Genomic DNA, 18,623 nt, shown 5'->3' on the forward strand with positions numbered 1-18,623 from the left:
TAAAAAAATAATGTTAGTATCACTTAATTGGTTAAAGAATTATGTAGACATTGGAAAAATAAGTCCGGAACAGTTGGCTGAAAAAGTAACGAAATCAGGCATTGAAGTGGAAAGCGTAGAATATATTGCAGAAAAAAGTGAGAATGTAGTTGTGGGATACGTGCAATCCTGTGAACAGCATCCCAACGCTGATAAGCTTAATTTATGTCAAGTGGATACTGGGGAAGACACACTTCAAATTATTTGTGGAGCTCCGAATATTGCTCAAGGGCAAAAGGTTGCTGTTGCAAAACCAGGAGCGGTTTTACCAGGTAACTTCAAAATTAAGAAAGTTAAATTACGTGGTGTTGAATCTAACGGTATGATTTGTTCCTTACAAGAGCTAGGAATTGAAGAGAAATATGTACCCAAAGATGCAGCGGATGGAATCTTTGTTTTCCCGGATGATGTTACAGTAGGGGAGAGCGTTGAACCTTTATTAAACCTTAATGACGCTGTTTTAGAATTTGAACTTACACCGAACCGTGCAGATTGTCTTTCCATGTTAGGCGTATCCTATGAAGTTGCTGCATTGCTTGATCAACCACTTCAACTCCCTAGCGAAGAAGTTATTAGTACAGAAGAGTCTGCAGAAGATTATATAAACGTAGAAATTGAAGCGAAAGACTTAAATCCTTACTATGGTGCTTTTGTTATTAAGGATATCGAAATAAAAGACTCCCCGCTTTGGATGAAAAATCATTTAATCGCTGCTGGTATTAGACCGATAAATAATGTGGTGGATATTACGAATTTTGTCATGCTAGAATATGGCCAACCTTTACATGCATTTGACTATGATCAATTGGAATCAGACAAAATTGTTGTACGTCGCGCTGCAAAAGGGGAAACATTGGTAACATTAGACGAACAGGAGAGAACTCTTTCAGAAGATCATCTCGTCATTACTAATGGTAAAAAGCCGATTGCGTTAGCAGGCGTGATGGGTGGAGTGGATACAGAAGTTAATGAACAAACAACTACTGTATTGCTTGAGGCTGCTTATTTTGTTTCCTCCACGGTAAGAAAAGCTGTGAAAGATACTGGTTTGCGTAGCGAATCAAGTACACGTTTTGAAAAAGGAATCGATCCGAACAGGGTAAGAGAAGCAGGCCTGAGAGCATGTCAACTCTTAACACAATATGCAGGTGGAAAAGTACTTTCAAATGTTGTAGAAAGTGACGAGCTTGATAGAACTGAAAAAGAAATCAAACTTGTGACACAAGAGGTTAATAAGCGACTAGGTACTGCGGTGACTGCAGAAGATATCGCGACCATTTTTCGTAAGCTTCGCTTTGATTATGAGCAGAACCAAGATGAATTTACGGTATACGCACCAACACGCAGAGGCGACATTACGATTTTTGAAGATTTACTAGAAGAAATAGCGCGTATTTACGGGTACGATAATCTACCATTTACATTACCAGAAGGTGCTTCTCATGCTGGCGCTCTTACCGAAACACAACAATTAAAACGAGATGTTAAGCGTTACTTACAAAGTGCTGGACTTATGGAGACAATTACGTATTCTCTTACAAGCTCCTCGAAGATTGACCAATTAATCAGTCCAGAGATTCAAGCTTTAGATCCAAAACCAGTGGCGCTCTCTATGCCTATGAGTGAGGATCATAAATATTTAAGGTTAAGTATACTGCCTGAACTACTAACCACTATTTCTTATAACCAGGCAAGGAATCAGACAGATCTGTTTTACTTTGAGCTAGGTAAAATCTTTGTTTCTAAGGAAGAGATTGTAACAAGTCAACCATCAGAGCAATTACGAGTGTCTGGTGCCCTTTCTGGAAAATGGCTTGATCATCCGTGGCAACAAGAGAAAAAAGAGGTTGATTTCTATGTAGTTAAAGGCATAATTGAAGGATTGTGTGATTACCTTAAACTACCAGTATCCTTTAAAAAAGCAAGCATTCCACATACGCATCCAGGTAGAAGTGCTGCCATAATAATTAATGGAAAAGAAATCGGTTTTCTTGGTCAAGTACATCCTGCCTTGCAAAAGCAGAATGGCCTTAAAGATACCTATGTATTTGATGTGAATATGGAAGAGGTTATTGCAGAACATAATGCAGTCCCTTCATATAGTCAAATACCTAAATATCCTTCTGTTACTAGGGATATCGCCTTTATTATGGATAAGCAAATTCCTGCGGGTGATGTGAAGCAGACAATTGTTGATTTAGGTGCCCCACTAGTTAAACAAGTAGATATATTTGATGTCTATCAAGGTGAAAATATTGGGGGAGACAAAAAATCCGTAGCATATAGCCTCGTCTACCAGGATCCTGAAAAAACTCTAACAGATGAAGAGGTAGAAGCGTCTTATACAAACATTCTTAATAGTGTAAATGAAAAATATAATGCGTTTGTAAGATCATAAGATTTATCTAAATAAAAGCCGGCAAGGAATCAATCTTTTAAAATTGATATCTTGCCGGCTTCTCTAATTTAAAATTAAGCTAAGAAGTAATTACAATGTGTTTAAAAACGTTAATCCTCAGGTGAAAGGAAATATTCACATTCGTTAAAAGAGTGGTTAAGACTAGTTGTTTTCACCTACAAATAGGCTTTTGCCTTACTAGTGTTTGCAAAATGGGTCTTAGCGTACAAGTTTAATGCTTCTTCACCGTGTTCTGTAATCAGCTTGGCAATGACCTGGTCAACTTTTTTAGAAGCACCTTTTGGAATGGTTATACCAAGCATATCGGATAGACGGTCTATCTCATCTAGAAAACGACTTCTAGCAATAATTGAACCTGCTGCAACAGCAATGGAATAGCTTTCCGCCTTGGTCATAAAAAAGGTCTTCTCAGCAAGTGATTGTTTTTCAGAAGCGATGTGGCGCTTATAAATTGCAGGTTCACAAAACTGGTCGATTAAAACACCTTCCAATGGTTTGCCTTCCACTTTTTTTAGAAGGCTTTTAATGACAGAGTGGTGTAGCATTGCTTTCATTTTTCCTTGAGACCAACCTTTAGCCTGAAGCTTGTTATACTTCTCGTTTGCTAGCACCATGAGCGTATACGGTACATTCAATTTTACAATTTCCCTTGAAAGCTTTCTGATCGTATCATCGTGCAGATTTTTCGAATCTTTAACGCCCATTTTCTTTAGTTGTTCAATTTGGCTTTCCTTCACATAAACACCTGCTACGGTGATAGGTCCGAAATAATCCCCTGTTCCTGCTTCATCAGTTCCAATATGGCTCTGAATGAATAAAGTAGATGGAGGGGCATAGATAGATTGCTGCGAACTTGGTTTTTTTTCGTTTTTTGTCGCTATTTGCACATCAACTTTTGCCCACTTTCCTGCTTCCGTTTCTGGACTCTTACCTTGAAATAAAACCTTTCCAGATTTGTAGGCTGTTATGACTGCATGCTCTGTCTTTGCCCGGAAAATGGCTCCTTGGGGGGTGTTTGTCAGGGAACTCTGGTAATGGGTTTTCATGTTTTGAATTGTATTATCTGGTAACGTGTACACAGATTGTGGCATTTACTCAACTCCTATTTCTCCGATAGATTGACTATAGCAAAATCTGAGGCATAAGAAAACGTCTGTAACCCATGATATCTCGGTTTCCTTATTCATTAACTTCATGTTAATATAAGATGTACAATTTTTTAGGCAGGAGGGTAATCCCGTGACCCAAAATAATAAATCGAGGATCACTGTTGATATACATAATAAATCATATACGATTGTTGGGGAAGAATCTGCGAGTCAGGTTCGCCTTGTTGCCAGCCTTGTTGATCAAAAAATGAGTGAAATTCAAGAGGCTAATAGGCACCTTGATACAACTAAACTTGCGGTACTTACAGCGGTAAATACAATGAATGATTACCTGAAATTAAAAGAGGATTATGCAGCATTATTAGGCTCATTAAAAAAGAAAGAGGATAACTAGATATGTTTGATCTTATCATACTGATTATATTAGTTTTTGGTTTATTAATGGGATTGAAGCGAGGATTTATACTTCAGCTATTCCATTTACTAGGGTTTATTGTGGCACTAATTGTTGCAGCCCTTTACTACGATAAGTTGGGGCCCAAGTTAACTCTATGGATTCCGTATCCAGAATTATCGAATGAAGGAGCATGGGCAGAATTTTTACAAGCACTTCCGCTAGAAAGCGGATTTTATAATGCAATTGCCTTTGTTGTCATATTTTTTGCAGTAAGAATAATATTACAGATTATTGCTTCGATGCTTGATGTCGTTGCATCTTTGCCTGTCTTAAATTCAGTAAATAAATTACTTGGTGCAGTGCTAGGTTTTGTAGAGGTTTATCTTCTACTGTTTATTGTGTTATATATTATGGCACTCACTCCGATTGAAAGCATTCAATCATGGATAAATGACTCTTCAATCGCTTTGGCAATGTTAGAGAATACTCCATATCTATCAGAAAAGCTTAAAGATCTTTGGTTTAATACTGTGGCTCAATTAGACTTGAAATAGAAACGTATGTTAAAAAAGTAGTAGAGGTACCATAGCAGACTGGTTCAAGTAGTAGTGATACAGTTGTATGTCATGTACAATAGGTATTAACTAGTTTGGATCAGTCTTTTTTAGATCGAAATCTGTTAAAGTTATATTTAAAGGTGAAATAAAAAAATAAATTAAACGGTAATAAAAGACTATGGATAAATGTAGGTGAGGATAATGAAAGTAAATAAAAAAGATGTTATTAAATTACTTGAGAAAATAGCTATCTATATGGAATTAAAGGGTGAGAACACTTTTAAGATATCTGCATATCGAAAAGCAGCCCAAGGTCTTGAGACGGACGAAAGATCCCTTTCAGCCATTGAGGATTTTCAAAAAATTAGTGGTATTGGTAAAGGAACCAGTGCAGTAATTGAAGAATATGTAGAAAAAGGTACATCGGAAACGTTAGCTCAATTGAAAAAGGAGGTTCCAGAAGGACTAATTCCGTTATTGGACCTCCCAGGGCTTGGTGGGAAAAAACTAGCCAAGCTATATCAAGAGCTTGGTGTAAGGGATGCTGCATCTTTAAAAGAATCCTGTGAAAATGGACAGGTCGAGGCCTTAGCTGGTTTTGGAAAAAAAACCGCCGAAAAGATTCTTTCAGCTTTAGAGGATGCTGGAAAGCGTCCCGAACGTCTACCAATTGCCATCATGCTTCCTATTGCAGAAAAGATTGAAGCATATCTTAGTCAGGTTAAGGAAATAGACGAGTTCTCCCGAGCTGGTAGTCTACGAAGGATGAGAGAGACCGTTAAAGATATTGATTTTATCATTGCAACGGAACAACCAGAAATGGTTAGAGAGGCCTTACTAAATATAGAGAATGTAAAAGAAGTGATAGCAAAAGGTGATACGAAGGTGTCTGTTACACTTGAAGACATTTACGATATTAATGTTGATTTTCGCTTGGTTGCACAGAGCGAATTTGCTTCCACTTTACATCACTTTACAGGATCAAAAGACCACAATGTTGCGATGAGACAGCTTGCTAAATCCCGTGGAGAGAAAATTAATGAGTATGGGGTCGATGTGGAGGAAACAGGGGAGACATTACACTTTCCTACAGAAAAAGCATTTTTCAATCACTTTGGCATGCCCTATATTCCTCCAGAGTTAAGAGAAAACACAGGAGAAGTCGAGGAGTTTCACGCTTCTAATAGTCTTCTTGAACTTAGTGATATACGTGGTGACTTGCATATGCATACAACAGCAAGTGATGGCGCACAGACACTAGAGGAAATGGTGGAAGAGGCAAGAAGAAAAAACTATCGCTTTATCGCGATTACCGATCATTCTAAGTACTTACGGGTGGCAAACGGTCTTGATGAAGACCGCTTAAGGAAGCAACGAGAAGAAATAGAAAAATTTAAAGAGACATATAAGGACATCCATATTTTTGCAGGAGTGGAAATGGATATACGGCCAGACGGAACTCTGGATTTTTCTGACGACTTTTTGAAGGAAATGGACTTTGTGATAGCAGCAATCCATTCCAACTTTAATCAGTCGCAAGAGAAAATAATGGAACGGTTGCAGTCAGCACTTGAAAATCCTTACGTGTCATTAATCGCCCATCCTACAGGAAGACTTATTGGAAGACGTGAAGGTTATAAAGTAGACGTTGAACAACTTATCAAAAAAGCAAAAGAAACAAATACTGCTTTAGAAATAAATGCTAATCCAAATCGCCTTGATATAGCTGCTGAATGGGCAAGAAAAGCCCAAGAAGAAGGGGTGACCCTTGCAATAAATACAGATGCACATAACTATCAAATGCTGGAACATATGCAGTATGGAGTAGGGATTGCAAGAAAAGGTTGGATTGAAAAAGACACCGTAATGAATACGTGGTCCGTTGAAAAGCTTCAAGATTACTTTTCAAGAAATAAATAAGTAAGAGAAAAAGGAGTCACACTTTTATGAATGAACGAATCCTTCGGGTAATGGAATTCGATAAAATTATAGATCAATTAAAAGACCATGCTGCTACATCTTTAGGTAAACGTCTTGCTGGACAAACAAAGCCATCGACTGATATGGAAGAAGTCATACAACGACAGAAAGAAACGGATGAGGCAGCTCAAATTGTTCGTCTTAATGTGGAAGTACCACTTGGAGGCGTTTCTGATATACGTGCAAGTATTAAACGTTCCGTGATTGGTGGTAGTCTAGGAACAGATGAATGCCTGAACGTTGCCAATACTATTTACGGTGGAAGACAAGTAAGAGACTTTGTAGGAAAGCTAGAAGAAAAGTATCCTATACTAGAAGAACTTGTAGAACAAATCACCCCATTAAGAGAACTTGAACAGTTTATAAAAAGCTGTATTGATGACCATGGCTATGTAATGGATAGTGCCTCCCAAAAATTGCGCAGTATCCGTTCCTCTATCAGAACCTATGAAAGCAGGCTACGAGATAAGCTGGACAATTATACAAGGACAAATAGTAATATGCTTTCAGATGCTATCATCACTATTCGTAATGACCGTTATGTATTGCCTGTAAAGCAAGAGTACAGAGGAGCAATAGGTGGCATTGTACATGACCAATCATCATCAGGACAGACACTGTTTATGGAACCCAAAGCAGTAGTAGACCTAAACAATCAACTACAAGAAGCTTCGGTAAGAGAAAAGCAAGAAATCGAAAGAATACTGCAGGAAATTACTGAACAAATTGCGATAGAGGAAGCACCATTATTAATCAATGTGGATGTATTATCAGAGATCGATGTCATGTTTGCTAGAGCAAAATTAGGTAAACAAATGAACGCCTCCATGCCAAAAATGAATGATAATGGAGTTATTAAAATGCAACAAGCAAGACATCCACTCATTTCAAAGGATGAGGTGGTGCCAAATGATGTAGAAATCGGTGAAACGTATACTTCCATAGTCATAACAGGACCGAATACAGGTGGGAAAACAGTCACTTTAAAGATGATTGGGTTATGTACCTTGATGGCGCAATCTGGTTTACAAGTTCCCGCTTTGGATGGATGTGAACTTGCCGTATTCCAACATGTGTTTGCAGATATTGGTGATGAACAATCTATTGAGCAAAACTTAAGTACCTTCTCTTCCCATATGACTAACATTGTAGATATTTTAAAAAAGGTTGATTATAAGACACTCGTCTTATTCGATGAGCTAGGTGCAGGTACTGACCCTCAAGAAGGGGCAGCACTTGCTATGTCCATCTTAGATGATGTTATAAGTAGAGGAGCCAGAGTAATCGCCACAACACATTACCCTGAATTAAAAGCCTATGGGTATAACCGAGAACAAGTTGTGAATGCTTCTGTGGAATTTAATGTGGAGACACTTAGACCAACCTATCGTCTATTAATCGGTGTCCCAGGCCGCAGTAATGCCTTTGAAATATCGAAAAGATTAGGCTTGGAGAGCGATGTCATTGAACAGGCGAAAGGGCTAATCGGAGTCGATTCAAAGAGTGTGGAAAACATGATCGCATCCTTGGAAGACTCACAGCTTTCAGCTGAAAAAGAATATGAAGAAGCACATCGAACGCTTCTCGAGAGCGAGGAATTACATCAGGAAATAAAAAATGCTTGGAAGCAATTTGACCAGAAGCGGGAATCCCTTTATCAAAAGGCCGAGGAAAAAGCAGAGAAGGCATTAGCTAAAGCACGTGAAGAAGCGGAACTCATCGTGGGTGAAATTCGGAAAATGAAGACGGAAACGAAGTTGAAGGAACATGAATGGATCGAAGCAAAAAAAATGCTAGAGGACGCACAGCCTAAGCTGCAGAAAAAACAAAAGGAAAAGCAAGCCTCCACAGTGGCGTCCCAATCTAAAAAGGAAATTAAAGTAGGGGACGAAGTAAAACTTCTAACACTAAATCAGAAGGGTACGATAGTGGAAAAAGTTAGTGATAAAGAATATCTCGTTCAGGTAGGGATTATGAAAGTGAAAATGAAGCGTGAGGATCTTCAGCCACTAGGCAAGCAAAAGCAAAACTATGAAAAACCCCTAACAACAATCCGTGGATCAAATTACCATGTTAGTACAGAACTGGATCTCCGCGGAGAGAGATTTGAGGATGCTCTTTTAAAACTGGAAAAATATATTGATGACAGCTTACTTGCCGGATACGGTAAGGTATCAATCATACATGGTAAAGGAACAGGCGCTTTACGCAATGGTGTAAAAGAATTCGTCAAGAAGCATCCGAGAATTGCGGGGCAGAGACCTGGAGAAGCGGGAGAAGGAGGAAGTGGAGTTACCGTCATAGAATTACGTTAGTGACAAATAGGAGGTAGTGCTGTGAGTACATTTTGGGAAAATGTTATTGTTATAACGGCTGCTAGATACAGTGTGGTTATATTAGCCACACTTGTATTTCTAGCCATATTTGAAACCGTAACATCTTATAGAAATTGGGAAGAGATTAAAAAGGGAAATTTAGCAGTGGCAATGGCGACCGGGGGGAAAATCTTTGGGATAGCTACCATTTTTCGATTTTCCATTGAGCATAATGACACGGTGCTTCAAAGCATTGGCTGGGGTACGTTTGGATTTTTACTATTATTATTTGGATATGTTATTTTTGAATTTCTAACTCCAACGATTAAGGTTGATGAAGAAATTGGAAAAGGAAATAAGGCAGTAGGATTCATTTCTATGGTAATTTCTATCGGATTAGCATATGTCATTGGTGTAAGTATAGAATAGGGGAGCGTTATTATGATATTAGACAGACTGGCAAAAATATTAATCGTTGTGGCAATCATTTTTCTAATTGTCGGTATTTATTATTTGTTAAAATAAAAGTTACATAAAATTTTCAAAAATTGAAATTTAACGCTATAATGAAAATAGTATAGTAATAAAGGAGGAGATAAAGAATGGGGCAAAGTAAAATATGGTTGAAGCATTATCCCACTGAAATACCTACCAGTATTACGTATGACAGGAAGCCCTTGCATGTATTTTTTGAGGAAAGTGCTTCCCGATTCGCAAAAAAGAAAGCGCTTTATTTTATGGGTAAGGAGATGAGTTACGAAGCGTTATATGACGAAACAAAAAAACTCGCATCCTTTTTTCAGAAGAAGGGATTAAAAAAGGGCGATAAGGTTGCCATTATGCTTCCAAACTGTCCACAAGCGGTAATTAGCTATTATGCAACACTCATGGCGGGAGCTGTCGTAGTGCAGACGAACCCACTATATAAAGAAAGAGAGCTAGAATACCAGCTTAATGACTCAGAGGCTAGCTTTATCATCAGCTTGGATATCCTTCTACCTAGAATTACCAATGTACTTCCTAAAACAAACGTCACCCATTCGATCATTACAAGCATAAAAGATTACTTACCATTTCCCAAAAATATGCTTTACCCTTTTATTCAAAAAAGACAATATAACATGGTTGTTAAAGTAGAAGAAACTGAGAGCACACATAGCTGGCAAAAGGCAATTTCTGAATCGGATGGTTCTTATGATAAGGTGGACGTTGATCCTGTTGAAGATATAGCCTTATTGCAATATACTGGAGGAACAACTGGCTATCCTAAAGGCGTTATGCTAACTCATTACAACTTAGTATCCAATGTGCAAATGTGCGATGCTTGGTTATATAGGACAAAGGGTGAAGAAGATGTAATTCTCGGTGTTTTACCATTCTTTCACGTTTACGGGATGACCACGGTTATGAACAATGCTATTATGTTAGGTTCTAAAATGGTTTTACTTCCTAAGTTTGATGCAAAAGAAGTATTAAAGACAATCGATAAACAAAAGCCCACGCTTTTTCCTGGGGCACCTACCATCTATATAGGCTTACTTAACCATCCTGACCTATCCAACTATGATTTATCCTCAATACAAGCCTGCATTAGTGGATCTGCTCCACTACCTATCGAAATACAAGAGCAATTTGAAAGGATTACAGGCGGCAAATTGGTGGAAGGCTATGGTCTCACAGAAACTTCCCCTGTTACACATGCCAACTTTGTATGGGAGAAAAGAATTAATGGAAGCATTGGTGTTCCATGGCCAGACACAGAGTGTAAAGTTATGATATTAGAAACAAATGAAGAAGCTGATATCGGAGAAATAGGTGAAATTGTAGTAAAAGGACCACAAGTAATGAAAGGGTATTGGAATAATCAGGAGGAAACAGATCTGGTATTAAGAGATGGTTGGCTTTATACAGGAGACTTAGGGTATATGGATGAAGAAGGTTATTTCTATGTAGTGGACCGTAAAAAAGATATGATTATTGCAGGTGGATATAATATCTATCCTAGAGAAGTGGAAGAAGTTTTATATGAGCATAAAGATATTCAGGAGGCAGTGGTAGCTGGGGTGCCAGACGCTTACCGGGGTGAAACAGTAAAAGCTTACATTGTTCTCAAAGAGGGTGCAACCCTAAATGAGGAAGAACTAAATCATTTTTGTAGAAAGCATTTGGCAGCTTATAAAGTACCAAAGGTTTACGAGTTTAGGGAAGAACTCCCGAAAACAGCGGTCGGAAAGATACTTAGACGTAGCTTAGTAGATGAAGAAAAAGAAAAACGTTTGAAGGAAGAAGCAGCGCAAGTTAATAAAGCATGAGCCTTTCTGGCTCTTGTTGGGAAAAATTTGGACAACCTATATTGTTGACAGGATTCTTCTTAGATCGTACAATGAAATAAATATGAATGACGATTCATTCATTTGGTTATTTCTTGTACAGATTGGGAGATTAAGATGAATAAACGAAAACCAAAGTATAATCAAATTATTGAGGCAGCAGTAGAAGTAATAGCTGAAAATGGCTATCATGCCTCCCAGGTTTCAAAAATAGCGAAAAAGGCTGGTGTTGCCGACGGTACCATCTATTTATATTTTAAAAACAAAGAGGATATATTAGTATCTGTTTTTGAAGAGAAGATGGGACAATTCATTGAACAAACAGAGAAATCCATTGAGCAAATGGAAAATGCTAACGTAAAGCTTTTAGCACTTATTGAGATGCACTTCCAGCAATTGGCAAGCAATCAGCATTTGGCTGTTGTAACTCAGTTAGAACTTCGTCAATCAAATCCGGCCTTAAGGGTAAAAATTAATCAAGTTTTAAAGCCGTATTTGACTGTCATTGACAATATAATTAAGGAAGGGATGCAGGAAGGATTGTTTCGTGAAGATCTCATTTTGCCACTTGTTAGGCAAATGATATTCGGTACACTTGATGAGACCGTTACCAACTGGGTTATGAAGGAAAAGAAATATGATTTGGTTAACCAGTCGAAAGACGTGCATCGGTTACTGTCGAACGGCCTTACTGTATCGAAGTAAACAAAGGGGGCGAGTATAGATGTCTGTATTAGCTTATGAGGTAAGTGATGGGGTAGCATATTTAACAATTCAAAGTCCACCAGCTAATGCGCTTTCTAGTACATTGTTACAAGATCTGGAAGAAAAATTGCAGAAAGTGGAAGCTGATGAGAGTGTGAAGGCTATTGTGCTAAAGGGAGAAGGCAGATTTTTTTCAGCAGGGGCTGATATAAAAGAGTTCACTTCTTTTCAGAATTCAAGTGATTCAAAAAATCTTGCTCAAAAAGGGCAGCAGCTGTTTAATAAAATTGAACATTTTCCAATACCAGTCATCGCAGCGATCCATGGGGCAGCGCTTGGTGGAGGCTTGGAACTAGCAATGTCTTGTCATATTCGGATTGTTACCAAGACTGCTAAGTTAGGATTGCCTGAGCTAACGTTGGGTATTATTCCCGGATTTGCAGGGACCCAGCGTTTACCACAGCATGTAGGAAATGCCAAGGCATATGAGATGATCTTATCAGGTGATCCAATTTCGGGAGAGGAAGCATACCATTTTGGTCTTGCCAATAAGGTTGTGGAAGATGAAGAATTGGAAAAGGAAACTACTAAACTGGCAGAAAAAATAGCCCAGAAAAGCAAGCCTTCCATTCAGTATGTTATGAGTCTAGTTCCTTATGCAAAAACAGAACTCTTTGACAGAGGGTTAGAAGCAGAAGCAAAGGCTTTTAAAGAGGTCTTTAACTCACACGATGCGAGGGAAGGTATTCAGGCATTTTTGGAAAAACGTAAACCAAACTTCACAGATAAGTAATCCACTTTTAATTAAGGAGGAACAAAAATTGGATATATATGTATTACTAAAAAGAACGTTTGATACAGAGGAAAAAATTAATGTGTCATCAGGAAAAATTGAAGATGACGGAGCGGAGTTCATCATTAATCCGTATGATGAGTACGCAGTCGAAGAAGCGATAAACCAACGTGATGTGCATGGTGGTGAAGTTACAGTTGTAACAGTTGGAGAAGAAGAATCTGAAAAACAGCTTCGAACAGCTCTAGCTATGGGTGCAGATAAAGCTGTATTGATAAACACAGAAGAAGATTTGGATGAAGGGGATCAATATACAACTTCCCGAATTTTAGAAGCATATTTTAAAGACAAAGAAGCAGATCTTATACTCGCTGGCAACGTGGCTATTGATGAAGCGAGCGGACAAGTCGGGCCTAGATTAGCGGAACTGTTGGGGATCTCATTTATTACTACAATCACCAGTTTAAAGATTGAAGATAATAATGCTTTCATAGAAAAGGATATTGAAGGTGACGTTGAAGTCGTTGAGTCTTCACTACCTTTATTGGTTACTTGTCAGCAAGGATTGAATGAACCAAGGTACCCATCACTCCCAGGAATTATGAAAGCTAAAAAGAAGCCGCTTGAAGAATTGGAAATAGACGACCTAGATCTTGATGAAGACGACATTGAAGCAAAAACAAAAACGGTCGAAATCTTCCTTCCACCAGAAAAAGAAGCGGGCAGAGTACTTGAAGGAGATATAGGCGACCAGGTTGAAGAGTTAGTTTCTTTACTTAAAAACAATGCTAAAGTGCTATAAAAGCGATCAGTCAGAAAGGGGAAGTCGCAATGAGTGATAAATGTTTAGTAATAGGAGAAGCAAGAGAAGGCACACTACGAAATGTGTCTTTTGAAGCAATAGCAGCAGCTCAGAAGCTTCAATCAGATGGAGAAATTATTGGAGTAATATGCGGAAATACAGACTTAGAAAACCAGGCAAAGGAAATGATTTATTACGGTGCTGATAGAGTAATTACATTAAAACACGAAAATTTGGAAGCGTATACTTCCGAGGGATATGGTCAGGCACTACTTAAAGTAATTAAAGATGAAAACCCATCAGGCATTGTTATGGGCCATACTTCAGTTGGAAAGGATCTAACACCGAAGCTTGCAAGTAAACTTGACAGTGGATTGGTTTCCGACGTAGTAGATTTGGAATTGGACAATGGTAAAGCTGTTTTTACACGGCCAATCTACTCTGGAAAAGCCTTTGAAAAGAAAATAATTACAAGCGGCTTAACCTTCATAACGATTAGACCAAACAACATTCCTGCACTAGAACGGGATGAAAGCCGAAGTGGTGGCATTTCTACGAAAGAGATAGATATTGCAGGTATTCGTACTGTAATCAAAGATGTTATTCGGAAAGCAGCTGAGGGAGTGGACCTTTCAGAGGCAAATGTAATTGTTGCTGGTGGGCGCGGTGTTAAAAGTGAAGAAGGCTTCAAACCATTGTATGAATTAGCTGAAGTGCTTGGAGGAGCAGTTGGAGCTTCACGTGGAGCTTGTGACGCGGAGTATTGCGATTATTCTTTGCAAATCGGTCAGACAGGAAAAGTCGTTACACCAGACCTGTATATTGCAGTAGGAATTTCAGGGGCAATTCAACATCTAGCTGGAATGTCGAACTCTAAGGTCATTGTCGCTATTAATAAAGACCCAGAAGCGAATATCTTTAATATTGCAGACTATGGAATCGTTGGTGACCTCTTTGAAATCATACCATTGTTAATTGAAGAAGTTAAGAAAATAAAACAATAAAAATTACTGCCAGTTATTATGCGCTTCGCTTTTCTTATGTAGCTATGAGCGCCAAAAACTAGGTAACTTTGCGACTCGCCCTACGATAAAGAAGACTTGCCGATTGGTGACAACCAGAGGCCTAGTCGCACTTATACCCGGAGGGTGAAAGTCATCATCGGTTCGTTAATAAAGGTCGGTAGACTAAAACCGGCCTTGCCGGCCAACGTCGACATACCCCTTTTGCAGGGGCATGATTCCTTTATCTCGGTTGCTTCGGTCCAGTTACTACGTGGGCCCGGAGGAACCGGGTCATGCCGACGTTGACCCAGGACGGGTCGGTCCTAGTCGGCGTACCTTAGTACGGCGCTCTTCGCTTTTCCTATGTATAAGCAAAGTATTCGCAAGGAAATAATAACGATGGTATACTCGGTGTATGATTCAAAGCTTCACATAAGGAGGAATTAGAATGGCAATAACAAACGTAACAGATCAAAACTTCGCTAAAGAAACTTCTGAAGGTCTAGTACTAGCTGATTTCTGGGCACCATGGTGTGGACCTTGTAAAATGATTGCACCAGTATTAGAAGAAATTGATGGCGAAATGGAAGATAAAGTACAAATCGTCAAACTTGATGTTGATGAGAACCAGGAAACTGCTGGTAAATATGGTGTTATGAGTATCCCTACACTACTTCTATTCAAAGATGGTAATGTAGTAGATCAAGTTATCGGTTTCCAACCTAAAGAAGCGCTTGTAGATCTAATTAACAAGCACGCTTAAAAATGGTATAGTAACTATAAAGAAAATCAAAATCCCTTGTTGCCTATGTAACAAGGGATTTTCTAAGTGATAAAAGGAATGGATAACATGAATCAGACAATTAAAGAAAAACTGTCCGTCCTGCCATTGCAGCCGGGCTGTTATTTAATGAAGGACAAACATGCTACCGTAATTTATGTTGGAAAATCAAAGGCTTTACGTAATCGTGTCCGCTCTTATTTCACAGGTGCTAATGACCGAAAAACACAGCGGCTAGTTCAAGAAATTGTTGATTTCGAATATATAGTAACTTCTTCTGAGATTGAAGCACTTATATTGGAAATGAATCTAATTAAAAAGTACGATCCCAAGTTTAATGTGATGCTAAAAGATGATAAATCCTATCCTTATTTGAAAGTAACTTCTGAAAGACATCCTAGATTACTTATAACTCGAAAGGTTAAAAAGGATAAGGGTAAATATTTTGGACCATATCCTAACGTGATTTCTGCACGGGAAACGAAGAAGCTCCTTGATCGTATGTATCCACTAAGAAAGTGCAATAATCCGCCAGGTCGGGTTTGTTTATACTATCATTTAGGGCAATGCAAAGCCTGCAGCGAAAATCCTCCGACAAAAAAAGAGTATTTTTCAATTGTCCAAAGTATTTCGTCCTTTCTACATGGTGGGTATAAAAAGATTAAGGCAGAACTCAAGCAGAAGATGCTACAAGCCAGCGAGCAGCTTAATTTCGAGCGTGCAATGGAACTTAGGGACCAAATTGAACATATCGAAATTGTCATGGAACAACAGAAAATGACCCTGAATGATACTGCAGATCGTGATATTTTTGGGTACAGCTATGATAAAGGCTGGATGTGTGTTCAAGTATTCTTTATTAGGCAAGGAAAGCTGATCGAGCGTGACGTTGCAGTCTTTCCTTTCTTTGACGATGCAACAGACACCTTCATTAGCTATATTGGAAGGTTTTATTTACACCAAAATCATCCTAAACCGAAGCAGATACTTGTGCCCATTGGAATAGATAATGATCTTGTGAAAGAGCTATTAGAAGTGGATGTCCACACACCGTATAGAGGTCGAAAGAAAGAATTGGTGGAATTGGCATCCAAAAATGCAAAAATTGCTTTGGAAGAAAAATTTTCTATTATTGAACGTGATGAGGCGCGTACCATTGTGGCTGTGGAACAATTAGGTCAAACACTTCATATTGAAACCCCACACCGAATTGAAGCTTTTGATAACTCCAATATTCAAGGGACGGATCCAGTTTCAGCAATGGTTGTCTTTATAGATGGCAAACCGAATAAAAAGGAATACAGAAAATACAAAATTAGAGATGTAAAAGGTCCAGATGACTATGATACGATGCGTGAAGTAATTCGTCGCAGATACACCAGAGTGCTCAAAGATGGGCTGCCACTGCCTGATATGATTATAGTAGACGGTGGGAAAGGGCAAATGAGTGCGGCACTAGATGTGCTGGAAAACGAACTAGGGCTAGATATTCCTTTATGTGGATTGGCTAAGGATGATCGGCACAAAACGAGTGAACTATTATACGGATTTCCACCAACTGTTATACCTTTAGAACGTCAATCTCAAGAATTTTATCTCGTTCAAAGAATTCAAGAAGAGGTCCATCGCTTTGCAATTACATTCCACAGACAATTAAGGGGTAAAAACCTGTTTCAGTCAGAGCTCGATAAAATACCTGGAATTGGTGAAAAGCGAAGGAGATTGCTGCTAACTCACTTTAAATCTATAAAAGAAATTAAGAAAGCTACCGTAAATGATATTACAAAATTAGGCATCCCAACAAACAATGCGAAGGATATTCTTGCACACTTGACGAAAGAAGAGAAAGAAGAATAAAGCCCATATATTTTTTAATTCTAAATATAAAAGCCACGAAGCTCTTATAAAGTGTCCCTGTCTTAAGGTACATTTATATGATTCGTGGCTTTTTTCAATTATAGTATCTTTCTGACCAATAAGGTTTGTACAATTAATTCATATATAAAATATTAAATTGAACCTGGTGGATTTTCCGGTGAATTTCTTCAGTACATTCACACTCTTTTCCTACAACCGTTTGTACAGCTTCAGCAAGAAAACCTGCTTCGAGACGAAAATCTGTATTTAAGGGGGATTGTAGTCGTTGAGCCACACTGTCAGCCATCAACTGAAAAATTAGCTCTTTCTTTTTTTCTTTTATAAGTTCTAGTTTACCCCAACCCAGTTTCTCTACAATATCGTAAATATCTTCCATTGTCTCAAAAGAAAACTTTCGAGAAAGTTTTCGGCCCATAAAGTACAGCAATGTATCTGATTCATTACCAAATAGTTCAGGTAAACCAATATAGCGAAGTATATCATATAAGGCGACGGTGATTTGAAGATTAGTTAATAAAGTATTATCAAGTGTATCTTGTTCCTTTGACATAAATGTCATCCTTTCCAAGTAGGTAACCTGCTTGTTATGTAAGTAAAAGTAAATTGCTAGTCTTATTATCTATATAATTAGCGATTTTAGCAAGTCTACCGCGGGAAGTTCTTCATAGAATTTTTAACATAAGCTTAGAAGACTTTCTTTAGTTTACGGTAACGTTTTCTTGACGCTTTTTCTAGTTAGAAGTACAATAAATATGTTGCAAATTGTACATTATTCAAATAAATAATATAACTTCTTAAAAATATTATTATTTGGTAATGTTACTAGCTATGAAAATCGTAAACTTTGAAACTAAGGGGGGTAACACATGGCAGAGCATCGTGAGTTTTTTTACAGGAGATTACACTCACTGTTAGGCGTCATACCAATTGGGCTTTTTCTAGTACAGCATTTGGTAATAAATCATTTTGCTGTGTATGGTGAAGAAAGTTTTAATAAGGCAGCAGGTTTTATGCATGGACTACCATTTAGATTATTACTTGAAACCGTAGTCATTTATCTGCCAATTCTGTTTCATGCAATCTTAGGGGTATATATTGTATTCGTCGCCCGTAATAACATGAAAAGATACAACTACTTCAGAAATTGGATGTTCTACCTACAACGCTTCACGGGCATAGTTACACTTGTTTTTATCGCCTGGCACGTATGGGAAACACGGATTCAGCTTGGAATGGGCAATGTAGATCTTGATTATAGCTTAATGGAAAATATTTTAACCAATCCAATTATGTTTTGGTTTTATATTGTTGGTGTCATTTCTACTACTTTCCATTTTGCAAATGGTTTATGGAGTTTTCTAGTAACATGGGGCTTTACACAGTCACCAAAATCTCAAAAGATCGCTACATATGCAACATTGCTAATTTTCTTAGCGACAAGTTATTTAGGGGTAAGAACATTAATTCAATTTGCTTACGGGGTTTAATTTATAGAAATAGGAGTGAGTGTTCAT

The 18,623-nt window shown here is 38.2% G+C and carries 16 protein-coding genes; 14 read left to right on the plus strand and 2 right to left on the minus strand.

Annotated elements, in window-relative coordinates; all coding sequences use genetic code 11:
• The first annotated feature begins 10 nt into the window (after positions 1 to 10).
• Positions 11 to 2,437, plus strand: a complete 2,427-nt coding sequence (gene pheT / locus BN985_RS09730) for a phenylalanine--tRNA ligase subunit beta (protein ID WP_042223282.1) — start codon at positions 11 to 13, stop codon at positions 2,435 to 2,437.
• A gap of 176 nt (positions 2,438 to 2,613) precedes the next feature.
• Here pheT and rnhC read toward each other — a convergent pair whose 3' ends face one another.
• Entirely contained in the window at positions 2,614 to 3,549 is a 936-nt protein-coding gene (gene rnhC / locus BN985_RS09735) for a ribonuclease HIII (RefSeq protein ID WP_042223283.1), read from the minus strand.
• Between the two features lie 148 nt (positions 3,550 to 3,697).
• Here rnhC and zapA point away from each other — a divergent pair, with 148 nt between their 5' ends.
• From zapA to uvrC, 12 genes are all read left to right on the plus strand, one after another.
• Positions 3,698 to 3,961, plus strand: coding sequence for a cell division protein ZapA (zapA, locus tag BN985_RS09740; RefSeq protein ID WP_042223284.1), 264 nt, complete (start codon positions 3,698 to 3,700; stop codon positions 3,959 to 3,961).
• Positions 3,962 to 3,963: 2 nt separating this feature from the next.
• Positions 3,964 to 4,518 carry a CvpA family protein gene (locus tag BN985_RS09745; RefSeq protein ID WP_042223285.1) on the plus strand — a complete coding sequence of 185 codons (555 nt, stop codon included), beginning with the start codon at positions 3,964 to 3,966 and terminating at the stop codon, positions 4,516 to 4,518.
• 204 nt (positions 4,519 to 4,722) lie between these two features.
• Positions 4,723 to 6,441, plus strand: a complete 1,719-nt coding sequence (polX, locus tag BN985_RS09750) for a DNA polymerase/3'-5' exonuclease PolX (protein WP_042223286.1) — start codon at positions 4,723 to 4,725, stop codon at positions 6,439 to 6,441.
• A gap of 26 nt (positions 6,442 to 6,467) precedes the next feature.
• Positions 6,468 to 8,816 (plus strand): endonuclease MutS2, encoded by a 2,349-nt coding sequence (locus tag BN985_RS09755; protein WP_042223287.1) that lies wholly within the window; start codon positions 6,468 to 6,470, stop codon positions 8,814 to 8,816.
• A gap of 21 nt (positions 8,817 to 8,837) precedes the next feature.
• Positions 8,838 to 9,245: a DUF350 domain-containing protein gene (locus BN985_RS09760; protein ID WP_042223288.1), complete on the plus strand. Its 408-nt coding sequence runs from the start codon at positions 8,838 to 8,840 to the stop codon at positions 9,243 to 9,245.
• Positions 9,246 to 9,418: 173 nt separating this feature from the next.
• Positions 9,419 to 11,128 carry a long-chain-fatty-acid--CoA ligase gene (locus BN985_RS09765; protein ID WP_042223289.1) on the plus strand — a complete coding sequence of 570 codons (1,710 nt, stop codon included), beginning with the start codon at positions 9,419 to 9,421 and terminating at the stop codon, positions 11,126 to 11,128.
• A gap of 135 nt (positions 11,129 to 11,263) precedes the next feature.
• Positions 11,264 to 11,851, plus strand: a complete 588-nt coding sequence (locus BN985_RS09770) for a TetR/AcrR family transcriptional regulator (RefSeq protein ID WP_042223290.1) — start codon at positions 11,264 to 11,266, stop codon at positions 11,849 to 11,851.
• A 19-nt stretch (positions 11,852 to 11,870) separates the two neighbouring features.
• Positions 11,871 to 12,644: an enoyl-CoA hydratase gene (locus BN985_RS09775; protein WP_042223291.1), complete on the plus strand. Its 774-nt coding sequence runs from the start codon at positions 11,871 to 11,873 to the stop codon at positions 12,642 to 12,644.
• 28 nt (positions 12,645 to 12,672) lie between these two features.
• The gene (locus tag BN985_RS09780; RefSeq protein WP_042223292.1) at positions 12,673 to 13,446 is read left to right on the plus strand and encodes an electron transfer flavoprotein subunit beta/FixA family protein; all 774 of its coding nucleotides are present in this window, start codon (positions 12,673 to 12,675) and stop codon (positions 13,444 to 13,446) included.
• A 29-nt stretch (positions 13,447 to 13,475) separates the two neighbouring features.
• Positions 13,476 to 14,450, plus strand: a complete 975-nt coding sequence (locus BN985_RS09785; protein WP_042223293.1) for an electron transfer flavoprotein subunit alpha/FixB family protein — start codon at positions 13,476 to 13,478, stop codon at positions 14,448 to 14,450.
• A gap of 448 nt (positions 14,451 to 14,898) precedes the next feature.
• Positions 14,899 to 15,213 carry a thioredoxin gene (gene trxA / locus BN985_RS09790; RefSeq protein WP_042223294.1) on the plus strand — a complete coding sequence of 105 codons (315 nt, stop codon included), beginning with the start codon at positions 14,899 to 14,901 and terminating at the stop codon, positions 15,211 to 15,213.
• Positions 15,214 to 15,300: 87 nt separating this feature from the next.
• Positions 15,301 to 17,088 carry an excinuclease ABC subunit UvrC gene (gene uvrC, locus BN985_RS09795; protein ID WP_042224055.1) on the plus strand — a complete coding sequence of 596 codons (1,788 nt, stop codon included), beginning with the start codon at positions 15,301 to 15,303 and terminating at the stop codon, positions 17,086 to 17,088.
• 133 nt (positions 17,089 to 17,221) lie between these two features.
• On the opposite strand, the gene BN985_RS09800 is transcribed toward uvrC, so the two are convergent.
• On the minus strand, positions 17,222 to 17,659 hold the full coding sequence (locus BN985_RS09800) for a DUF2507 domain-containing protein (protein WP_042223295.1): 438 nt from the start codon (positions 17,657 to 17,659) through the stop codon (positions 17,222 to 17,224).
• A gap of 316 nt (positions 17,660 to 17,975) precedes the next feature.
• Between BN985_RS09800 and BN985_RS09805 the strand changes: the two genes are divergently transcribed.
• Positions 17,976 to 18,596 carry a succinate dehydrogenase cytochrome b558 subunit gene (locus BN985_RS09805; protein WP_042223296.1) on the plus strand — a complete coding sequence of 207 codons (621 nt, stop codon included), beginning with the start codon at positions 17,976 to 17,978 and terminating at the stop codon, positions 18,594 to 18,596.
• Positions 18,597 to 18,623: the final 27 nt, after the last annotated feature.

Source organism: Oceanobacillus manasiensis, assembly GCF_000724085.1.
Taxonomy (GTDB): Bacteria; Bacillota; Bacilli; order Bacillales; family Amphibacillaceae; genus Oceanobacillus_B; species Oceanobacillus_B manasiensis.